The organism is Limnohabitans sp. Jir72 (assembly GCF_003063575.1).
GTDB lineage: Bacteria > Pseudomonadota > Gammaproteobacteria > Burkholderiales > Burkholderiaceae_C > Limnohabitans_A.
Window position 1 is genome coordinate 264,732 of sequence record NZ_NESC01000004.1, and the last position, 20,931, is coordinate 285,662.

General features: G+C 62.6%; 19 protein-coding genes. 12 read left to right on the top strand and 7 right to left on the bottom strand.

What is annotated here, in order from left to right:
* The first annotated feature begins 11 nt into the window (after positions 1 to 11).
* From bchB to B9Z52_RS07740, 12 genes are read left to right on the top strand one after another with little or no spacing between them, the layout of a single operon-like run.
* A complete protein-coding gene (bchB, locus tag B9Z52_RS07685) occupies positions 12 to 1,655 on the top strand; it encodes a ferredoxin:protochlorophyllide reductase (ATP-dependent) subunit B (protein WP_108413245.1) in 1,644 nt (547 codons plus the stop codon).
* A complete protein-coding gene (locus B9Z52_RS07690) occupies positions 1,630 to 5,460 on the top strand; it encodes a magnesium chelatase subunit H (RefSeq protein WP_108413246.1) in 3,831 nt (1,276 codons plus the stop codon). The genes bchB and B9Z52_RS07690 overlap by 26 nt, the downstream gene beginning before the upstream one ends.
* Positions 5,457 to 6,368, top strand: coding sequence for a ferredoxin:protochlorophyllide reductase (ATP-dependent) iron-sulfur ATP-binding protein (bchL, locus tag B9Z52_RS07695; protein ID WP_019429120.1), 912 nt, complete (start codon positions 5,457 to 5,459; stop codon positions 6,366 to 6,368). Before B9Z52_RS07690 ends, bchL begins: the two co-directional genes overlap by 4 nt.
* Before the next feature lie 34 nt (positions 6,369 to 6,402).
* Positions 6,403 to 7,110, top strand: coding sequence for a magnesium protoporphyrin IX methyltransferase (gene bchM, locus B9Z52_RS07700; protein ID WP_108413247.1), 708 nt, complete (start codon positions 6,403 to 6,405; stop codon positions 7,108 to 7,110).
* Complete coding sequence (locus B9Z52_RS07705; protein ID WP_108413248.1) at positions 7,107 to 8,561, top strand: BCD family MFS transporter; 1,455 nt, start codon at positions 7,107 to 7,109, stop codon at positions 8,559 to 8,561. The genes bchM and B9Z52_RS07705 overlap by 4 nt, the downstream gene beginning before the upstream one ends.
* 27 nt (positions 8,562 to 8,588) lie before the next feature.
* Positions 8,589 to 9,353: a photosynthetic reaction center subunit H gene (puhA, locus tag B9Z52_RS07710; RefSeq protein WP_108413249.1), complete on the top strand. Its 765-nt coding sequence runs from the start codon at positions 8,589 to 8,591 to the stop codon at positions 9,351 to 9,353.
* The gene (gene puhB / locus B9Z52_RS07715) at positions 9,350 to 10,024 is read left to right on the top strand and encodes a photosynthetic complex putative assembly protein PuhB (protein WP_233251873.1); all 675 of its coding nucleotides are present in this window, start codon (positions 9,350 to 9,352) and stop codon (positions 10,022 to 10,024) included. The genes puhA and puhB overlap by 4 nt, the downstream gene beginning before the upstream one ends.
* On the top strand, positions 10,021 to 10,521 hold the full coding sequence (gene puhC, locus B9Z52_RS07720) for a photosynthetic complex assembly protein PuhC (protein WP_108413250.1): 501 nt from the start codon (positions 10,021 to 10,023) through the stop codon (positions 10,519 to 10,521). The genes puhB and puhC overlap by 4 nt, the downstream gene beginning before the upstream one ends.
* Before the next feature lie 42 nt (positions 10,522 to 10,563).
* Entirely contained in the window at positions 10,564 to 11,646 is a 1,083-nt protein-coding gene (gene acsF / locus B9Z52_RS07725) for a magnesium-protoporphyrin IX monomethyl ester (oxidative) cyclase (RefSeq protein WP_108413251.1), read from the top strand.
* On the top strand, positions 11,640 to 12,422 hold the full coding sequence (puhE, locus tag B9Z52_RS07730; RefSeq protein ID WP_108413252.1) for a putative photosynthetic complex assembly protein PuhE: 783 nt from the start codon (positions 11,640 to 11,642) through the stop codon (positions 12,420 to 12,422). The genes acsF and puhE overlap by 7 nt, the downstream gene beginning before the upstream one ends.
* A gap of 9 nt (positions 12,423 to 12,431) precedes the next feature.
* Positions 12,432 to 14,009 (top strand): phytoene desaturase, encoded by a 1,578-nt coding sequence (locus B9Z52_RS07735; RefSeq protein WP_199222058.1) that lies wholly within the window; start codon positions 12,432 to 12,434, stop codon positions 14,007 to 14,009.
* On the top strand, positions 13,996 to 15,165 hold the full coding sequence (locus B9Z52_RS07740) for a phytoene/squalene synthase family protein (protein WP_233251874.1): 1,170 nt from the start codon (positions 13,996 to 13,998) through the stop codon (positions 15,163 to 15,165). The genes B9Z52_RS07735 and B9Z52_RS07740 overlap by 14 nt, the downstream gene beginning before the upstream one ends.
* A 180-nt stretch (positions 15,166 to 15,345) precedes the next feature.
* Here the strand turns inward: B9Z52_RS07740 and B9Z52_RS18200 are convergent, their stop codons facing one another.
* The 7 genes from B9Z52_RS18200 to B9Z52_RS07770 all read right to left on the bottom strand — a co-directional run bounded on the left by B9Z52_RS18200 (position 15,346) and on the right by B9Z52_RS07770 (position 20,925).
* Positions 15,346 to 15,474, bottom strand: coding sequence for a hypothetical protein (locus B9Z52_RS18200; RefSeq protein WP_255417794.1), 129 nt, complete (start codon positions 15,472 to 15,474; stop codon positions 15,346 to 15,348).
* A gap of 319 nt (positions 15,475 to 15,793) precedes the next feature.
* Complete coding sequence (locus B9Z52_RS07745; protein WP_108413253.1) at positions 15,794 to 17,191, bottom strand: PucC family protein; 1,398 nt, start codon at positions 17,189 to 17,191, stop codon at positions 15,794 to 15,796.
* 48 nt (positions 17,192 to 17,239) lie between these two features.
* Positions 17,240 to 17,437: a light-harvesting protein gene (locus B9Z52_RS07750; RefSeq protein WP_108413254.1), complete on the bottom strand. Its 198-nt coding sequence runs from the start codon at positions 17,435 to 17,437 to the stop codon at positions 17,240 to 17,242.
* A gap of 12 nt (positions 17,438 to 17,449) precedes the next feature.
* A complete protein-coding gene (gene pufB, locus B9Z52_RS07755; RefSeq protein WP_019429105.1) occupies positions 17,450 to 17,602 on the bottom strand; it encodes a light-harvesting antenna LH1, beta subunit in 153 nt (50 codons plus the stop codon).
* 104 nt (positions 17,603 to 17,706) lie between these two features.
* Positions 17,707 to 18,570 (bottom strand): carotenoid 1,2-hydratase, encoded by an 864-nt coding sequence (locus tag B9Z52_RS07760; protein ID WP_108413255.1) that lies wholly within the window; start codon positions 18,568 to 18,570, stop codon positions 17,707 to 17,709.
* On the bottom strand, positions 18,567 to 20,099 hold the full coding sequence (gene crtD, locus B9Z52_RS07765; protein ID WP_108413319.1) for a 1-hydroxycarotenoid 3,4-desaturase CrtD: 1,533 nt from the start codon (positions 20,097 to 20,099) through the stop codon (positions 18,567 to 18,569). Before crtD ends, B9Z52_RS07760 begins: the two co-directional genes overlap by 4 nt.
* Positions 20,092 to 20,925 (bottom strand): hypothetical protein, encoded by an 834-nt coding sequence (locus B9Z52_RS07770; protein ID WP_108413256.1) that lies wholly within the window; start codon positions 20,923 to 20,925, stop codon positions 20,092 to 20,094. The genes crtD and B9Z52_RS07770 overlap by 8 nt, the downstream gene beginning before the upstream one ends.
* Between the last annotated feature and the right edge of the window lie 6 nt (positions 20,926 to 20,931).

Consider the following 20,931-nt stretch of genomic DNA (forward strand, 5'->3'; position numbering starts at 1 on the left):
AGGAACACACCATGCAACTGACGCTCTGGACTTACGAAGGACCGCCCCATGTGGGAGCCATGCGCGTGGCCACCGCCATGACGGACGTGCACTACGTGCTGCACGCTCCCCAAGGCGACACCTACGCTGACCTGCTGTTCACCATGATCGAGCGCCTGCCGCGCCGCCCGCCCGTCACCTACACCACCTTCCAGGCGCGTGATCTGGGCGGCGACACGGCCGAACTCTTCAAAGACGCTGCCCGCCAAGCCATGGCGCGCTTCCAACCCGCCGCCATGCTGGTGGGTTCGTCGTGCACGGCCGAGCTGATCCAGGACGACCCGGGTGGTTTGGCCCAAGCCCTGCAGCTGACCATCCCCGTGGTGGCCTTGGAGTTACCCTCTTACCAGCGCAAGGAAAACTGGGGCGCGAGCGAGACCTTCTACCAACTGTGCCGCCACCTGGTGCACAAGCCCGCGGCTGAAAAGCCCGCAAAAGTACGCCCCACTTGCAACATCTTGGGCCCCAGCGCCCTGGGTTTTCGCCATCGCGACGACGTCAAGGAAATCACGCAGCTCTTGAACCAACTCGGTGTCGATGTCGCCGTGGTCGCCCCCTTGAGTGCCAGCGTGGCCGACGTGCAAAAGTTGGCCGAGGCCGACTTCAACGTGGTGCTCTACCCCGAAATTGGCCTGGCCGCCGCGCAGTGGTTGCAGCGACAGTTTGACCAGCCCTACACCAAGACCGTGCCCTTGGGCAGCCACGCCACGCGCGACTTCATCGCCGAAGTCTGCGCCCTGACCAGTCTGCCCCAGCCCGCACAAGACCCCGCCAACGCGCATGCCCACTGGTACGCCAAGTCGGTCGACTCGACCTACCTGACCGGCAAGCGTGTTTATATTTTTGGCGACGCCACACACGTGGTGGCCGCCGCCCGCATCGCCAGCCAGGAGATGGGTTTTGAGGTGGTGGGCATGGGCACTTACAGCCGCGAATTTGCCCGCGAAGTGCGCGATTGCGCCAAACGCTACGGCGTCGAAGCGCTGATCACCGACGACTATCTGGAAGTCGAAACCCAGATCAACGCGCTGCAGCCCGAGCTGATTTTGGGCACGCAGATGGAACGCCACATCGCCAAGCGCCAAGGCATTCCCTGCGCGGTGATTTCGGCCCCGGTGCACGTGCAGGACTTCCCGGCCCGCTACGCACCACAAATGGGTTTTGAAGGCGCGAACGTGCTGTTCGACACCTGGGTCCACCCGCTGATGATGGGCCTGGAAGAACACCTGATCGGCATGTTCCGCGAAGACTTCGAGTTCCACGCCGGGGCTGCACCCTCGCATTTGGGCAGCACGCGGCCTGCGGCAGAGAACGTGGCTCCGGTTGTGGCAGCACCCGTTGCCACAGCGGTTAGCGCAACGGCTGCCGCGTCTTCCGCAACACCCGCTCACCCCGACACCCTGACCACCGACAGCGTTCAAAAGGTCGCCGCCCCCGCCCAAGCCGCTTCGAACCAGGCCACCTGGAGCCCCGAAGCCGAAAAGGAGCTGGGCAAGATCCCGTTCTTTGTGCGGGGCAAAGCGCGCCGCAACACCGAGCGATTTGCCCAAGACCTGGGCGTGGCGACCATCACCGTGGAGACGCTCTACGATGCCAAAGCCCATTACAGCCGATAAAAAACCCAACAGCAGCCCCCCCCGCATGAGCGTGGTGCTGCTGACCATGGACAGCCACCTGGCCAGCGCGGCCGACAGTGCCGCCGAGCGCCTGGCGCGCGACCTCCCCGGCCTGCACCTGCAAACCCACAGCGCCTCGGCGTGGCGCGACAGCGACAAGGCACTGGCCGCGGTTCTCGCCGCCGTGGCGCAAGCCGATCTGGTCATCGTCACCATGCTCTTCATGGAAGACCATTTCCTGCCCGTGCTCGACGCCCTGCAGGCGCGCCGCGATCACTGCGACGCCATGGTCTGCATCATGTCCGCCCCGCAAGTGACCCAGCTCACCCGCATGGGCAAGCTGGTCATGGGCCGCGAATCGAGTGGCCTGATGGCCCTGCTCAAAAAGCTGCGCCCCAGCGCCAAAAACAAAGACACCGGTGCCGATAGCGGCGCACCCTCAAGCGCCGGGGCCAAGCAAATGGCCATGCTGCGCCGCCTGCCCAAGCTGCTGCGTTTCATTCCCGGCACCGCGCAAGACCTGCGCCTGTTCTTCTTGACCATGCGCTACTGGTTGGCTGGTTCAGAGCACAACATCGAGCACCTGGTCAAAACCTTGGTGCACCGCTACGCCCAAGGCCCGCGCGAGCCGCTGCGCGCCTTGGCCCAGCCGGAAGACCCGATCGAATACCCCGAGGTGGGCCTGTACCACCCGCAGATGAAACAGCGCATCAGCGAACAGCTGAGCGACCTGCCCGGCCATAACCGTAAAGACCAGCCCGCTGTGGGCCTGTTGCTCTTGCGCTCGTATTTGCTGGCCGGCAACACCGCGCATTACGACGCGGTCATCGCCTCGCTGCAAGCGCGCGGCCTGCGTGTCATCCCCGCTTTTGCCAGCGGCCTCGATGCTCGCCCGGCCATGGACCGATTTTTCAAGCAAGGTACGGGCGCGAAGATCCAATCCCTGGTGTCGCTCACCGGTTTCTCGCTCGTCGGTGGCCCCGCCTACAACGACGCCAGCGCCGCAGAAGTGGCCCTGAGCGAACTCGATGTGCCCTACATCGCCGCGCACCCGCTGGAGTTCCAATCGATCGAGCAATGGGGCGATTCGACCCGTGGCCTGCTGCCGGTGGAAAACACCATCATGGTGGCCATCCCTGAACTCGACGGCTCGATCTTGCCCATGGTCTACGGTGGCCGCCCCGGCCCCGCTGGTGAAACCTGCCATGGCTGCGACAAGCGCTGCACCTTTCCGAGCGGCCCGCGCAGCCAGGACATGTTCACCTGCAGCGAGCGCACCGAGATGCTCACCGCACGCGTCGAGCGCCTGGTGCGCCTGCGCGACAAACCGCGTGCCGAGCGCAAGCTGGCCATCGTGCTGTTCAACTTCCCACCCAACGCAGGCAGCGTGGGCACGGCCGCTTACCTGTCGGTGTTCCAGTCGCTGTTCAACACCTTGCAGCGCTTGTCGCTCGAGGGCTACCAAGTCACATTGCCCGCCAGCGTGGACGACCTGCGCAACCGTCTGCTGCAGGGCAACGCCAGCCAGTACGGCACGCAGGCCAATGTGCTGCACGCCATCGACACGGGCCACCATGTGCAACATGAGCGCTGGCTGAACGAGATCGAAGCGCAGTGGGGCCCCGCCCCCGGCAAGCACCTGACCAACGGCCAGTCCATCTTTGTGCTGGGCGCAGACTTTGGCCAGGTGGTGGTCACGGTGCAACCGGGCTTTGGCTACGAAGGCGACCCGATGCGCCTGCTGTTTGAAACCGGCTGCGCCCCCACCCACGCATTCAGCGCCTTCTACCGCTACCTGCGCGACGACTACGCCGCCGATGCGGTGCTGCACTTTGGCACGCACGGCGCGCTCGAATTCATGCCCGGCAAACAAACGGGTCTGTCGGCCCAGTGCTGGCCCGACCGCCTGATCGGCGCGCTGCCCAATGTTTACCTCTACGCCGCCAACAACCCGTCCGAAGGTGCATTGGCCAAGCGCCGTGGCGCGGCCACACTGGTGAGCTACCTCACGCCCTCGCTCACGCACTCCGGCCTGTACAAAGAATTGGTCAGCTTGCAGCAATCCATCGAGCGTTGGCAGCAAATGGGCCCCGACCAAGCCCAAGACCGCGAGAGCCTCACGGCGCTGATCCGCGAGCAAGCGCAGAGCATCGACTTGTCCGTTCCCGCATCGCCAACAGGTGACGCCACCGCCTGGATCGAGCAGCTGCAAAACCAGCTGCTCGAACTCGAATACGCGCTGATTCCCGAAGGCCTGCACGTCATGGGCCAAGCCCCCACCCGCGAGCAACGTTTGGGCACCCTCAAAGTCATGGCCGACGCCATGGGCTTGAGCGCAGCACAAAACGCCAGCTTGATGGAAGCCCTGGTCGACGGTGCGAGCGAAACACAACTGAACGCACAGTTCAGCACCGACCTAGCTGCTGGCGACAAAGCCCAAGCCGAGACTCTGCGCCAGCTGGTGCGCAGCAACCGCCTGCTGGGCGAAGACCACGAAATGCAAGGCCTGATGCGCGCCCTCGACGGCCGCTATTTGCAACCCGCCCCCGGCGGCGACCTGATCCGCAACGCCAACGTGCTGCCCACCGGACGCAACCTGCACGGCCTCGACCCTTTCCGCATGCCCTCGGCTTTTGCTGTGCGCGATGGCATGCGCCAGGCCGACAAACTCTTGGCCCGCTACCAACAAGACCACCAAGCCCTGCCCGAGACCGTGGCCATGGTGCTGTGGGGCACCGACAACCTCAAGACCGAAGGCAGCCCCATGGCGCAAGCCCTGGCCTTGATGGGCGCCGCCCCGCGCTTTGACAGCTACGGCCGCTTGGCTGGCGCGCAGCTGATTCCTTTGGCTGAGTTGGGCCGCCCCCGCATCGACGTGGTCATCACCTTGTCGGGCATCTTCCGCGACCTGCTGCCCATGCAAATCCGCTTGCTGGCCGAGGCCGCGTTTTTGGCGGCCAGTGCCGATGAACCACTTGAGCAAAACTTTGTGCGCCAACATGCCTTGGCCTACTTGGCCGAGCACGAAGGCAGCAATATGGAATGCGCCGCGCTGCGCGTGTTTGGCAACACCGAAGGCGCCTACGGCGCGAACGTGAACAACCTGATCGACAGCAGCTGCTGGGAAAACGAAAACGAACTGGGCGACGCCTTCACCCAACGCAAAGGCTTTGCCTACGGCCGCGAAGGCCGCCCGGTGCGCAACACCGCCGTGCTGCAAAGCGCGCTGGCCAGTGTCTCGCTCACCTACCAAAACCTCGACTCGGTGGAGCTGGGCGTGACCAGCATCGACACCTACTTTGACACTCTGGGCGGCATCAGCCGCGCCGTGCTGCAGGCCAAACACCAGCGCGACGGCAACGCCGCCGAAGCCCCGCCCGTCTTCATCGGCGACCAGACCCAAGGCGACGGCGTGGTGCGCAGCCTGACCGAACAAGTCGCCCTAGAAACCCGCAGCCGCATGCTCAACCCCAAGTGGCACGAAAGCATGTTGCAACACGGCTACGAAGGTGTTCGACAAATCGAAGTCCACCTCACCAACACCATGGGTTGGTCGGCCACGACAGGGCAAGTTCAGCCCTGGGTCTACCAGCAGCTGGCCCAGACCTTTGTGCTGGACCCCGCCATGCGCGAGCGCATGGCCCAGCTCAACCCCACCGCATCGGCCAAAGTGGCCAACCGCCTGCTGGAGGCCACGCGCCGCCAGTACTGGCAACCCGACGCCGAGACCATGACAGCCCTGCTGCGTGCCGGTGAAGAACTTGAAGACCGCCTTGAAGGCATACACGAAGGACTCCCAGCATGATCGAAACCACCAGCATCCCCGTGAACAGCATTCAAAGGGTACGCGGCGCAGACGGCGAAGGCAGTGTGCAGTTCCAGATGGACCCCACCGTCAAAATCGGCACCGCCAAGGTGTTTGCGGTCTACGGCAAGGGCGGCATCGGCAAAAGCACCACGTCTTCGAACCTGTCGGTGGCTTTCAGCAAGTTGGGCAAACGCGTGCTGCAAATCGGCTGCGACCCCAAACACGACTCCACCTTCACTCTGACCAAAAAACTCATGCCCACCGTGATCGACGCGCTCGAAACGGTGGACTTCCATGCCGAAGAACTGCGCCTTGATGACTTCGTCTTCAAAGGCTACAACGGCGTGATGTGCGTGGAAGCCGGTGGCCCGCCTGCAGGGACCGGCTGCGGCGGCTATGTGGTCGGCCAGACTGTGAAACTGCTCAAAGAGCACCACCTGCTCGAAGACACCGATGTGGTGATTTTTGACGTGCTGGGCGACGTGGTGTGTGGTGGCTTTGCTGCCCCGCTGCAACACGCCGACCGGGCGCTCATCGTCACGGCCAACGACTTTGACTCCATCTTTGCGATGAACCGCATCGTCCAAGCGATTGGTGCCAAGGCCAAAAACTACAACGTGCGTTTGGGCGGCGTGATCGCCAACCGCAGCGATGCGACTGACCAGATCGACAAGTACAACGCGGTCACGGGTCTGAAGACCATGGCGCACTTCCCCATGCTCGACGAAATCCGCAAGAGCCGTTTGCAAAAGTGCACCCTGTTCGAGTTGGAACCCACACCGGCTGTGAAAGCCGTGCAAGACGAATACATGCGCTTGGCTGCGGCCCTTTGGCTGGGGGCCGACCCGCTGCCATCGATCCCGATGAAAGACCGCGATATTTTTGACCTGCTGGGTTTCGACTGAAGCCAGCTCAAAAACAAGCCAAGAAAGTCACACGATGAACACCACCGCCTACGAACAACGCCGCAGCCAGATCGAGCACTACTTTGACCGCACGGCGGCCGATGCCTGGGCGCGCCTGACCTCGAACGAGCCGGTGGGTCGCATCCGCGCCACCGTGCGCGCCGGGCGCGACACCATGCGCGAAACCCTGCTGTCGTGGTTGCCACAAGACCTGCGCGGCCTGCGCGTGCTGGATGCCGGTTGTGGCACCGGCGCGCTGGCCTTGCAAGCGGCGCTGCGGGGAGCCGATGTGATGGCTATTGACCTCTCACCGACGCTGGTGAAATTGGCCGCCGAACGCATGGCGGCCGAACACCCAAGGCTGCCGGGTTCGGTGGAATTTTTATCGGGCGACATGCTCAGCCCCGACCTGGGTCACTTTGACCATGTGGTGTGCATGGACTCACTGATCCATTACGACAGCGACCAGATCGCCGAAGCGCTGGCCGGTCTGGCGCAACGCACACGCGTCTCCATGGCCTTCACATTTGCGCCACGCACACCGCTCTTGGCACTCATGCACAGCGCGGGCCGCTTGTTTCCGCGCAGCGACCGCTCGCCTTCGCTCTCACCCGTGGCGCACGCCGACTTACTGCAGCGCATGCACAACCACCCCGATTTACAGGACTGGCAAGGCGCGCGCATGCAGCGTGTGGCCAGCGGCTTTTACACCTCGCAAGCGTGGGAGTGGACCCGCTCATGAAACTGCGCATCCCGGTCCCCCGCTGGTTCACGGCTTACGGCACGCGCTTCATGCCGTTTGCCGATGCGGCCTCGCCCGAGCTGCCGATGGCGCGATTGCTGCGCCTGTCGCTGTTTCAGGTGGTGATCGGCATGGTCACGGCGCTGCTCGTGGGCACGCTCAACCGGGTGATGATTGTCGAGCTGCAAGTGCCAGCGTGGTGGGTGGCCTTGGCGGTGGCCATCCCCATGGTGTTTGCGCCGCTGCGCACCCTGATCGGCTACCGCAGCGACACGCACCCCTCGGCGCTGGGCCTGCGCCGCATTCCCTACATGTGGACCGGTACTTTGCTGCTGTTTGGTGGCTTGTCCATCATGCCGTTTGCCTTGTTGCTCTTATCCGAGCCCGACCACACCAACGTCTGGGTCGGGCAAGTGGGCGCATGCCTAGCCTTTGTGCTGGTGGGCGCGGGCATCCAGGTCACGCAAACCGCGGGCATGGCGCTGGCGCACGACCTGGCCACCGACGACAAACGCCCGCGCGTCGTGGCCTTGCTCTACAGCATGCTGCTGGTGGGCATGATCGCCAGCAGCACGGTGTTTGGCCTGATGCTCAGCGAGTTCAGTCCGCAAAAACTGATCCAGATGGTGCAAGGCTGTGCGGTCATGGTGGCGGTACTCAACCTGGCCTCGCTGTGGAAACAAGAGGCCCGTCAAGCCAAGCGCGGACAACGCGAAGCCGGTGGCTTTGCCAGCAGCTGGCGGGAACTGTTGGCCCAGCCGCAGATGCGCCGCTTTTTGTGGACGTTGGGCATCGGCACCTTTGCCTTCAACATGCAGGACATTGTGCTGGAGCCCTATGCCGCCGAAATTCTGAAGCTCGACGTGGGCATGACCAGTGCGCTCACAGCTTTGAGTTCGGGTGGTGCCTTGCTGGCCTTTTTGATGTCGGCCCGCTGGCTCACGGGCGGGCTGCATGCCTGCCGCCTGGCCAGCCTGGGTGTGTTGCTGGGCTTGCCCGCTTTTGCGATGGTCATTTTTTCCGGACCGCTGGAAGCGGCCTGGCTGTTCCGCGTGGGTGTTGGCCTGATCGGCTTCAGTGGCGGCTTGTTCTCGGTGGGCATGTTGGTCACCGCCATGGGCATGGGCCAGGAAGAGGGTCGACTGGACGATCTGGGCGGCTTGGTGATCGGCACTTGGGGCGCGGTGCAAGCCACCAGCGCGGGCGCAGCCATGGCGCTGGGCGGGGCTGTGCGCGACGGTGTGTCGGTGCTGGCCATGTCAGGCGCCTTGGGCGAGGCCTTGGTCACACCCATCACGGCCTACAGCTTTGTCTACCACCTGGAAATTTATTTGCTCTTTGTGGTGCTGGTGGCCATGGGCCCCATGTTGCGTGCGAGCCACTTGGCAGCACGGGCAGCCAGCACCCCCTCCACCCCCCAACCCTTTGGCCTGGCGCAACTGCCGGGCTGATGCACCGATTTTTTGAAGGAGACAGCCATGGAAACAGGCGCAATCACACAGTACATCGATGTGGCCCAAATCGTGTTGTACATGTTCTGGGCGTTCTTCGCGGGACTGATTTACTACCTCTTGCGCGAAAACCACCGCGAGGGCTACCCCATGGATTCGGGTCGCGACAACGGCCCCAAGATCGAAGGTTGGCCCCCCGTTCCCGAGCCCAAGACCTTTAAAACACAAGACGGCCACACCTACCTGGCCCCCGATTTGGCACGTCCTGACGGCGAATACAGCGCCCAGCCCATGCACGGCTGGAACGGCGCACCGCTGGAGCCACTGGGTGACCCCCTGCTGGCGGGTGTGGGCCCGGGTGCCTGGGCCATGCGCGCCGACATCCCTGACATGGACCCACATGGTCACCCGAAGATCGTGCCTCTGCGTGTGGCCGCTGATCACTCGGTCGCCAAACAGGACGTGGACCCCCGTGGCCTGCCGGTCTGGGGTGCTGACAAGGTCGTCGCAGGGACTGTGGTCGAACTCTGGGTGGACCGCATGGAAATGCTGTTCCGCTACGCCGAAGTGCAGCTGGCAGGCTCGGACAAACGCGTCTTGTTGCCCATGACCTTTGCGCGCATCAAGAAAGACGGCACCCATGTGCAGGCCATTTTGGGTCACCAGTTTGTGAACGTGCCGCAGACCAAATCACCCGAGCAAATCACCTTGCTCGAAGAAGAAAAAATCACCGCCTATTACGGTGCGGGCACCTTGTACGCCACGCCTGAGCGTCAGGAACCCCTGCTGTGAAAGCCACCCACGAACACGAGTGGGAAGCCGCCCCCGGCTTGCCCAGCGCGCTGCCCAAGGGTGAGCGCGTGGTCTGGCAAGGTGCGCCCGACTGGAAACGTTTGGCGATCCACGCGTTTCATGTGCGCAAGGTCGCGCTGTACTTTGCGCTGATGCTGGCCGTGCAGGTGATCAACCTGACGGCACCCGAGGGACAGGTGGACTGGAAACCTTTGGTGATCGCCGCAAGCCTTTACGCGATGGCGCTGGCCCTGCTCTTGGGCACAGCCTGGATGTCGGCGCGCAGCACGCTCTACACCCTCACCAACAAGCGCGTGGTCATGCGCATCGGCATCGTGCTCACGCTGACCTTCAACCTGCCTTTCAAACGCATCGCGGGCGCTTCGCTGAAACCCCAAGGCGCAGGCACGGGCGACATCGCGCTGGCCTTGAACTCTGAAGACCGCATCGGCTGGGCCCACCTGTGGCCGCACCAGCGCGCTTGGTACGTCACCCAGCCCCAACCCACCCTGCGCTGCGTTCCCAACAGCACACAAGTGGGCGAGCAACTGCTGACGTTGTGGCGTGCCGAACGTGCAGGCCAAAGTCTGAACCTAGGTGACGCGCAAGTCCCCGTGACCACACACACCAACACACCCACCCGCAACCCTGCGCAAGGCATGCTGGCATGAACACCCTGCCCAAGCACGACTGGCGGCCAAGTCGCCAAGCCCCTCAGAACCATGGCCTGAACCTGCCCATGGCTTGGATCGGCGTGGTGCTGCTGGCTGTGCTGGTGGCCGTGGGCCTGGCCCGCTGGTCCGGACTGGACCCGCGCACCCCTGACGCCCCTGTGCAATGGCAGCGCGATCTGCATTTTCGCGACCTGCCCGGGGGTGACATCGCCGTGCTGGACAGCCAAAGTGGTCAGCCAGTGGCCCGGTTCACTGGCGAGCAAGGTTTTTTGCGCAGCACCTTGCGAGCACTCGCCCGCGAACGCCACCGCGAAAAAATGGGTGGCGATGCCCCCTTTGTGCTGGTCGGCCGCACCGATGGCCGCCTGACCTTGCAAGACCCCAGCACCGGTCAACGCATTGACCTGGAGTCGTTCGGTCCCAGCAACGCCGCCGTGTTTGCGGGTCTGAGACTGGCAGGGCAAGACACTGCGCCCCTGAAAACCGCCCGCTGAAGCCACCCGCTGAACCTGATTGAACCCGCACCGGAGAACCCCATGAACGCCACCGCTGTCCACACCATTGAAACCGCTGAAGACGCCAACAAAAAGGCCGTGCACAGCGACATGATCAGCCCGCGTTTTTACACCACCGATTTTGCCGCCATGGACCGCATCGACATCGAGCCCGTGCGCGCCGAGTGGGACAAGATGATGGCCGAGTACGAGGGCGACAACAACCACGACCACTTCCAGCGCGACGAAGCCTTTGCAGGTGAAGTGGCTGCAGGCATGGCCAGCCTCTCGCCCGAGATGCGCCAGGAATTCATGGACTTTCTGGTCAGCTCGCTGACCTCGGAATTTTCCGGTTGTGTGCTCTACAACGAGATTCGCAAGAACGTCACCAACCCCGACATCAAGCAGCTGATGACCTACTTGGCACGCGACGAGTCGCGCCACGCGGGCTTCATCAACTTGTCTTTGCGTGACTTCAATTTGGGCATTGATCTGGGCAACTTGAAGCGCACCAAGAAGTACACCTTCTTCAAGCCCAAATACATTTACTACGCGACCTACCTGTCCGAAAAAATCGGCTACGCACGCTACATCACCATCTTTCGCCAGCTTGAAAAGCACCCCGAAAAACGCTTTCACCCCATCTTTCGCTGGTTCGAGCTGTGGTGCAACGACGAGTTCCGCCATGGCGAGTCTTTTGCCCTGATCATGCGGGCCAACCCTAAACTTCTCAGCGGCGTCAACAAGCTTTGGGTTCGCTTCTTTTTACTGGCCGTGTACGCCACGATGTACGTGCGCGACCACACCCGCCCCATGCTGCACGAGGCCATGGGCCTCGATTCGAGCGAATACGACTACCAAGTCTTCCGCATCACCACTGCCATCACGCAGCAAGTCTTCCCGTTGGCGCTCGACACCGACCACCCCGACTTCCGCCGTGGCCTGGAGCGCCTGTTTGCCATTTCGCAAGCCATGGAAAAAGCCAAGGTGGGCGGCGGCGTGGTGGGCAAGCTGCAACAAGGCATTTGTGCTGTCAAAGCCGCCGCTACCTTTGCGCGCCTGTACTTCATGCCGGTCATTCAACAAGATCTGTCGCCTCAGGTGCGCATGGAACCCGCATGGTGAATGAAGTCGTCATGGCTTGCGTGTTCACGGCCCTGTGCTGGTGGGTTGGCACGGGCGTGATCTTGTGGCTCGACCGGCTGCCTGCGCGCAGCTTTCGCTTCAGCCTGGCAGGCTGGACGGTGCTGTTGGCTTTGAGTTTTTGGGGCGTGGCACACAGCATGCAAGAGGTCAGCGTGTTCAACGCTTACCTGGCCTTTGGCAGCGTGATCGTGATGTGGGGCTGGCATGAGCTGGCCTTTTTGACCGGCTGGATCACCGGCCCGCGCAAAACGCCACTGGATGCGGGCACCACGGGTTGGCCGCGCTTTGTGCAATCGGTGCAAGTCATGCTTCACCACGAGCTGGCCTTGTTGGCCAACTTTGCCGTGCTGTGGTGGATGCAAGAGGGCCAACACAACCATGTGGCGATTTGCACCTATGCGCTGCTGTGGTTCATGCGACTGTCAGCCAAACTGAATTTGTTTTTTGGCGTACCTCAAAACGGCGCGCAATACCTGCCCGAACACCTCAAGTATTTGGCCAGTTATTTCCGCACGCGCAATATGACGCTGTGGTTCGTGCTGTCCATGGGCGTGTCCATGGGGACCTGGTTTTGGTTGGTGTGGTTGGCACAACAAGGCGCGGTGGCCATCACCACGGGTTGGGTCATGTTGGCCACGCTGCTGGGGCTGGCGATTGTTGAGCACATCATCATGATTTTTCCTTGGCCACTGGAGCGGCTGTGGGGTTGGGCCATGGGCCAGACCAACAAACCGGCTTTGACCTCACCCCCTTGAAGGCCCCCCATGAACACCTTGACCCTCACCCCCGCCCTGCGTGCCGATGGCTTTGACACACCGAACATCCCACAACGCCCCAGTACCGGTGAGGTGAGTCGCACGCCACAGCGCCCGGTGGCCGTGGTCATTGGCAGCGGCTTTGGCGGACTGGCTGCGGCCATTCGCCTGAGCGTCAAGGGCTACGAGGTCAAGGTCTTTGAAAAACTCGACGCTCCTGGGGGCCGCGCCTATGTGCACCACCAAGACGGCTTCACTTTCGATGCTGGCCCCACCATCATCACCGCACCGTTTTTGCTCGAAGAGCTGTGGGCGCTCTGCGGCAAAAGCTTTGCAGACGATGTGAAGCTGGTGGCCATGGACCCGTTTTACCGCGTGCGGTTTTCCGACGGCACCTGGTTCGACTACAACGGCGACGCCGAGCACATGCGGGCCGAGGTGGCCCGTTTCGAGCCCTCTGACCTGCCCGGCTACGAACGCTTTTTGGAAGAAGCCGAGCGCTGCAAGACCCTGGGTTTTGAGGGCATGGGCGACATGGCCTTTGACAAGGTCAGCGACCTGATGGCCGCCATCCCCGACTTTTTGCGCATGGGCGCCTGGCGCAGCCTCTACAGCCTGGTGGCCAAACACATGCGCAACGACAAGCTGCGCACCGTGATGAGCTTTCACCCGCTGCTGATCGGCGGCAACCCGTTTGCGGTCACCTGCGCCTACGCCCTCATCAATTCGCTAGAGCGCACCTGGGGTGTGCACTCGGCCATGGGCGGCACCGGGGCGATTGTCAAAGGCTTGGTCGGCTTGTTGGAAGAGCGCGGCGTACCGCTGCGCTGCAATGCGCCCGTCACACAAATTCGCATTGAAAAAGGCCGCGCCTGTGGCGTCGAATTGCAAAACGGCGAGTTCGTGCCCGCCGACATCGTGGTCAGCAACGGCGACACCGCCTGGACTTACAAGAATCTGGTGGCACCCGAGCACCGCCGCGTCTGGACCGACCGCAAAATCGCCAACGGTAAATACTCCATGGGCCTGTTTGTCTGGTACTTCGGCACCTCCAAGCAATACAAAGACGTGCCGCACCACATGATGGTGCTGGGCCCGCGCTACCAAGGCCTGCTGCAAGACATTTTCAAAAAGCACAAACTGGCCGACGACTTCAGCCTGTATTTGCACCGCCCCACCGCCACCGACCCATCGCTGGCACCCGAAGGCTGCGACACCTTTTATGTGCTCTCGCCCGTGCCGCACCTGGACAGCGGCACCGACTGGCCCGCCTTTGCCGAGACCTACCGCGCAGCGATTGCAGAGAGTCTGGAGGCCAGCGTGCTGCCTGGCCTGCGCGACTGCATCGTGACCAGCAAGGTCACCACGCCGCAGGATTTTCACGACAACTTGTGGTCTTACAAAGGCGCGGGCTTTGGCCTGGAGCCCTTGTTGCTGCAAAGCGCGTGGTTCCGTCCGCACAACCGCAGTGAAGATGTGCCGGGTTTGTTTGTGGTGGGTGCCAGCACGCATCCGGGTGCGGGTGTGCCCGGTGTACTGATGTCGGCCAAAGCTTTGGAAACGGTGGTGCCCCATGTCCCAGCCTGAACGCATGGCCAGCGCGGCAGACACGCGTCACCTGCGCGCAGTGACCACGCCCACAGCCTCTGCAAACCAAGCCACAGAACCCACTGCGCCTGTGGCCTTGAAAGAACTCGACTTCGACTCGCTCGACCTGCAGGCCTGTGTGGCCATGATGCAAGGCGGCTCCAAAACCTTTTTTGCAGCCAGCCGCTTGCTGCCACCGCGTGTGCGCACTGCCGCCATCGCGCTGTACGCCTTTTGCCGCGTGGCCGATGACCTGGTGGACGAAGCCCAGCCCGGCGACACACCTTTGCGGGTGTTGCAAGCGCGCCTGGATGCCATCTATGCCGGCACCCCACACGACCACGTCGAAGACCACGCCCTGAGCCTCTTGGTGCAGCAGTACAAATTGCCGCGCCATTTGCTGGACGCGCTGATCGAAGGCTTTGCCTGGGACGCGGCCGGGCGCACTTACGACAGCATCGAAGACCTGCATGCCTACGGTGCCCGGGTGGCCGGCAGTGTGGGTGCCATGATGAGCTGGATCATGGGGCCTCAAAGCATGGACACCCTGGCGCGCGCATGCGAACTGGGCGTGGCCATGCAGCTGACCAACATCGCCCGCGACGTGGGCCATGACGCCCGCATTGGCCGCCTGTACCTGCCGCGCCGCTGGCTGATCGAGGCCGGTGTCCAACCCGATGCCTGGCTGGCCCAGCCCACCTTCACGCCCGGTATCGCGCACGTGGTGACGCGCTTGCTGGACGAAGCCGACCGACTCTACAAACAAGCGCACTCGGGCATTGCCGCCCTGCCGCCGGACTGCCGCGCGGCCATTTGTGCGGCCAGCGTGATCTACGCCGAGATCGGCCACCAGCTGCGCCGTGAAGGCCTGGACTCGGTCAACAAGCGCACGGTGGTCAGCACCACGCGCAAGCTCATGCTGCTGGCCAGCGCTTGGACACAGGTGCACTGGATTCGAGTGAGCGAACACACCCCCGAACCCTTGGCCGCCATCGTCGGCATGGTGCAAGGCTGCCGCGATGCCACCCCCGTGACAGGGCACAAAGCCTATTTCCCCAACCGCGCCATGCCCCAGCGTGTGGCCTGGATGCTCGAGCTGCTGGAGCGACGCGAAAGCGAACGACTCAACCGCAACGCAGCAAGCCCCACGGCATGACAAGAGTGACGGGGCTGTCCTGCCCCATGAGGGCCCATTAGCACAGCATCTGGCCGCGTTGGCTTTACGTCAGCCACCCCCATCGGTCAGCAAATCAACACGCAGGACCTGACCAAGTCTCAAAGTACCTGTATTTCCTGCACGACCACGAGCATCAGCGCCGTGGCCGGTCCTTGCTGGTCAGCTGTTGCTTGAAACCAACTGGGCGATCACGGCAATCACCACAAAAAACGAAGAAAACACCGCGATGCCAATGGCGTAATAACGCCCAGATTTTTGGCGGATTTGAGAAATGGTTAATTTGTTCATGATGACAAAAACAGTTCAAGAAAAATGGCCTGCATCGCCGCTGAAGACAGCATCGAGCACAGGTGCGTTCAAGCCCAATTGACCCAAGCCATCGACGCGATCCGTCAATCAACGTGAGTCACGACCACCATGGCCATTACTCCATGGGTTTGTCCATCGGTTTGTGGCTGGGGCGTTTGGGGCGGTTGAACCAGTTGGCCAGCATGAACAGGCAGAAAACCACGAACATGATGATGAGGATGTGTTTGATTTCCATGGTTTTTCCTTGAGTTGATGAAAGATGAAAGGCATCACAAAAATGCACTCTGGTGGCTGCGCATTATGGGGAAGGGACGGGTGCCGAGGCAAGTGCACGCCATGGCCGCATCATCGGGGCGATGGCCCACAGGGTCAGCACCAGCAAAAGGATTTCGAGCGCATACACAGCCGAGTAGCCCATGACCGAACTGCTGAGCAGCGCCACGCCGTCGCGCACCAAGCCACCCGCGGCCATGCCCACACCGGCGGCCGTAGCCTGCACCGCGCCCCAGGCCCCCATGGCCAGGCCAATGTGTTCTGGCGGAGCCAGTCGCATGGCGGCCGTGAGGGTGCCATGGGCAAACAAGCCGCCACCCAGGCCGATCAGGAAAATGCCCGATGCAAACAAAACCGGCGAATCCAGCGGGGCCGATGCGATCACGGCCACAAAGGCAGGCACCCCCACCCAAGCGCCCCAACTGGCCATGCGGTAAGCATCTTCGCCCCGGCTGAGCACACGCGAAGCCCAGGCAAAACCGATCAAGCCACCAAAAGCCAAGGTGGCGGTGAGCATGGTGGTGGTGGAGACGCTCAGGCCCAGGATCTCGCCGCCATAAGGCTCCAACAACACATCTTCCATGGTGAAGGCCATGGTGCCCAAACCCACGGCCAGCAAACGGCGCACGGTGTTGGGGCCTTGGCAAAACAATTGCCAGGCCTCGCCAAAGCTGTGTTCGAGGGGTGTACCAGGTTTGCGCAGTCGGCTGCGAGGCTCTTGCTTCCACAGGGCGACCACATTGAGCAGCAGCGTCATCACCGCCACCGATTGCACCACGCGGATCAGCTGACCGGGACTGTAGTCGCGCAGCAAATGGCCGAGCATCAAGGCGCTGCCGATCATGCCCACCAGTTGCATCACATACATGAGGCCAACCACTTTGGGCTGGCGCTCGGGCGGGGCCAGGTCAGTGGCCAGCGCCAGGCCTGCGGTTTGGACCGTGTGCATGCCCAAGCCCACCAGCACAAAAGCGCCAGCCGCACCGACCAAGCCCACCCAGGCCGGGGCCTGACTGGCCTGTCCAGCACCGCTGAGCACCAGCAGGGCAAAGGGCATGATGGAAAAACCACCGAATTGCAGCAAGCTGCCCATCCAGATGTAGGGCACGCGCCGCCAGCCCAGTTGCGAGCGGTGGTTGTCCGAGCGAAAGCCGATCAGCGCCCGCAGCGGCGCTACAAGCAAGGGCAAAGCCACCATGAAGGACACCAGCGTGGCGGGCACTTGCAGCTCCACGATCATCACGCGGTTGAGGGTGCCCACCAGCATGACCATGGCCATGCCGACAGAAATTTGAAACAACGACAAACGCAGCAGACGGGACAGCGGCAAGTCATCGCTGGCGGCATCTGCAAAGGGCAAAAAGCGCGGGCCCAGGTTGGCCAGCACATGTGCAAGAGATGATCGTGTTTTAGTTTTGGTCATAAGGGAAAGACCAGACGCTTTCGCGTCTGGCCGTTCGGGCTTGCACCCTTACTTCTTCACCGTGGCATCCGCCGCAGCAGGCGCCATAGCGACCACTTTGGAGCCGCCATTGAGGAAGCTTTTCACCCAGGTGGTGTTCATGGTCAGGGCCAAGTGCACGCTGAAGGACGAAATCGCCACAGCCGCAATGAACACCGGGATACCGACCGAAGGTTTCACCACACACCACATTTTCGAGTAGATCATGATGTGTCTCCTTTACTTGAGCCAGGGTGAATAGATGTAGGCCAGCAGATGGGCAAATGCGGCAATCATGCCGAAAATCTGCGTACCCTGGATGAGATTGCGGTGAATCTCTTCCGATTCGGCCTCGGTCAGTCCCGTTGGCCAGACTTTGTCTGAGTTAGACATAGTTTTCTCCTTGCAGAAGACGTGCACGGCCCGCACGAGGGCTATTCATGGCCACCATGGCCAGGAATGGGGTTGCCTTGAAAAGAAGTTCAAGGGTGTTCATCTCAAGCCCGCCGTGGCATGCGCCAAGGCAGCATGGCTTGAACCACCGGTGACACCAAACGGGGCACCGACAGGGTTTCGTGGAAGGCAAGCAATGGCTCACCGGCGTAGTCAAATTGCAGCAAGGCACGCTGGTAAAACGGCGTGTCTTCAAGTTGTTCGTGCACCCGCACGGCTTGCGTGCTGCGCATGCGGCGATCGATGCGCCAAGCTGTCTTGGGTAGGCGCTGCACCGGTGGCGCGGCGATGGGCTCCACCGTGCCTTTGGGTGTGAAGCGCAGCGACAGCACGCGGTCATCGGCGGCGGGCGCTTGCATGTCGTAAAACACCACGGTGCTGCCGTCGCGCGTGCGGGCACGCGACCAGTCCCAGGTGTGAAAGCCCTGGTCCACCGGCTCGTCACCCTCGTTGGAATCCAGATAGGCGTGGCCTTGCCACCGCAAGTCCGGTGATTTCAGATCAACCTCAATGCGCGAAGATGGGGCCAAAGGTCCCCAGCGATGACGGCCTGCCTCATCCAAAGGCTTGGAATAAGCAAAAAGCTGCTGCGGCCACAGCTTGATGCGGCCCTGGATACGCTGTGGAAACGGCACACAGACCTCGTTGATGTCGATGGTCAGACAGTCCCCGTCCCAGTTCAATTGGCTCGGTCCGATGGTCAATTGCTGGGCGCTGCGGGCGCAGTGGCGCTGCCCACGCTCGGTCATGGCCCATCGGCCTTGGCCTTTGCTGTAAATGGCCACGTTCAGCGCGCAGTGGTTATCCGGGTTGGCACGGCCACGTCTGCGCGCCCAGGCGTAATAAGGCGAGAACACACTGCCGACAAAAGCAATGAGGGTGATGCCGTGTTGACCGCAATCACTCATGGCGTCGACATACCACCAAAGGTAGCCCCCGTCTGGAACCGTCTGGTCGAAGCGAGGCTCGCCATCAGCGCCTCGGCCGCCCGCTGCCCGGACAGCGCCGCCATCGGCACGCCCGGCCCCGGGTGCACGCTGCCCCCCGCCAGATACAGGCCCTGCAGGGGTGTGGTGGAGCCAGGTCTTTGGAAGATGCTCGTCCAGCCGTGCGTCGCCTGCCCGTACAGCGCTCCGCCGCTGGCCGGAAAGCGCCGATGAAAATCCTGGGGTGTCGTGCGCAGGCTGTTGGCCGTTGTGGCTTGCAGATTCAGGCCCAACTGGCGCAGATGCTGAAAGGTGTGCGTTTGGCATTGTTCTAAAGCCTCCTCGGTGACCGCGTTGCCATCACCGCAGGCAGGGGCGTTGACCAAACAAAAAATGCGCTCGTCCTGACCCGTTGCAAGGTCAGCAGGCCGGTCTTGTGCGCAGACATAGACCGTGGGGTGCTCGGGCAGGCGCTGGCGCTCGAAAATGTCTTCGAACTCACTGGCGTACGTGCTCTGAAAAAACACGTTGTGCCGATCCAGCGCAACCCCCTCGGCGGGTGTGTGCATGGACCAAGTCAAAGCCGACAAAGAGCGCGGCGGCGCGGCCTGCGGCACGGCGCGGCGCACACCGTCGCCCAACAAGCCTTGGCGCAAAGCTGCAACGTCGCCATTGAAAATCACGCGGTCGGCCGGCAAGAACTCACCTGACTGCAAGTGCACCCCGCACACGCGCCCCTGGCGCTGCTCGATGCGCTGGCAAGTGCTGTGGTATCGGAACACCGCACCACGGCGCCGGGCCACACGGGCCAGTGCCTGGGCCATGCCGACCATGCCGCCTTCGACCGACCAGACCCCGTCCATCTCGACTTGGGCGATCAGCATGAGCGTGGCTGGAGACTGCCAAGGCGATGAGCCGCAGTAGGTGGCATAGCGGGCAAAGAGCTGGCGCAGTCGCGGGTCGGTGAATTGGTGACCCAGTTGCTGCCACAGGCTGCGCATGGGGCCGAGTTGGGCCAGCACGCCCAAACCTTTGAAACCCAAGTCACCCATGAAGCCGCCCATGCTCGGGCGCTGGGCGCGGATCATCGGGCCTTCGAGCGTGGCATAGAGCTGGCGGGTGGTCTTGCAAAAATTCCGGAAACGCTTGGCTTCGTCGCCCCCCGACCAAGCCGCAATGGCGGCTTCACTCTCTTGTGCATTGGCCGACAAATCGAGTTGGCTGCCATCGGGCCAGAAGTGCCGCGCCAACACCTGCAGCGGTGTGATGCGCATCTCGGCATCCACACTGGTGCCCACGCTGCGCAGCAAGGCATCGAATACCCAGCGCATGGTGAACACGGTGGGGCCGCTGTCGATGTGTGCACCGTTCACCTCGCGGCTGTGCACCTTGCCACCGGGTGCCCCCGAGGCTTCGACCACGGTCACATCCAGGCCTTGGTGTGCCAGCATGATGGCGCTGCACAAACCGCCCATGCCTGCACCCACGATGACGACCTGGTGCTCAGACATGGCTGAGCTCCAGGCCTGGCACATCCTGTGCGGACGCCCCTTGCAAGACAGGTTGTAAGCCCTGCTCCTCACCCGACCTTGGGGCAGCGAGCAGGTTGAAGGTCTTGCCTTGCCAGACACCAGCCATCTGCAGCACCTGCATGCGCACAAAAAGCGATTCTGAAAAAAATTGGTGCTTGTACGCTGCGGCGCTGGCCGCCTGGTGCGCGCCCTGGTGTGCGTACTGCAGCATGGCCTGTGTGTCATGCCACAAGCTGAAGGTGCATTGCCGCACCAAAGGTGCTTCACCCAGGCCCATGGCCAGCAGGCAGCCGGGGGCCTGGCTCAGGTCGGCTTGCGCCGCCGGGGCATAACGCCAAAACGCCATGGCCTTGGTCGGCACAATGCTGGCGCGGGTCAGCACGGCAAAAGGCCCTTTGGCATTCAACTCGCCCTGCTCGCCCAGCGCCTGAACGCTGCTGGCTTGCCAGGCTTGTTTGTCCCATTGGCCTCTGGCTGACTGCACCGACAGCACACCTGTCCAGCACTCGCGGGCGCGACTGCGGTAAGCCTGCACGACAGGACTGTCAAAAAATTGGAGGGCCAGATCGAGGTGGCTGAAAGTGCAGATCAGCCCCTGGTGCGTGGCGCTAGGCCGCAAACTGAAGCCACCGCCGTGACCACTGCCCATGACCTTGACCATGGTCAGGCCCGGAACATCCTTGTATGGCGTGGCACCCGCCACCAGCCGCAGCCAACCCCAGCCCTGGTGCTGGCGCATAAAGTCAGCCAGCAACACCACCACCACACCGGCGAGCGGATCATGAGGTGTTGAGATGGCTTGCATGACAGG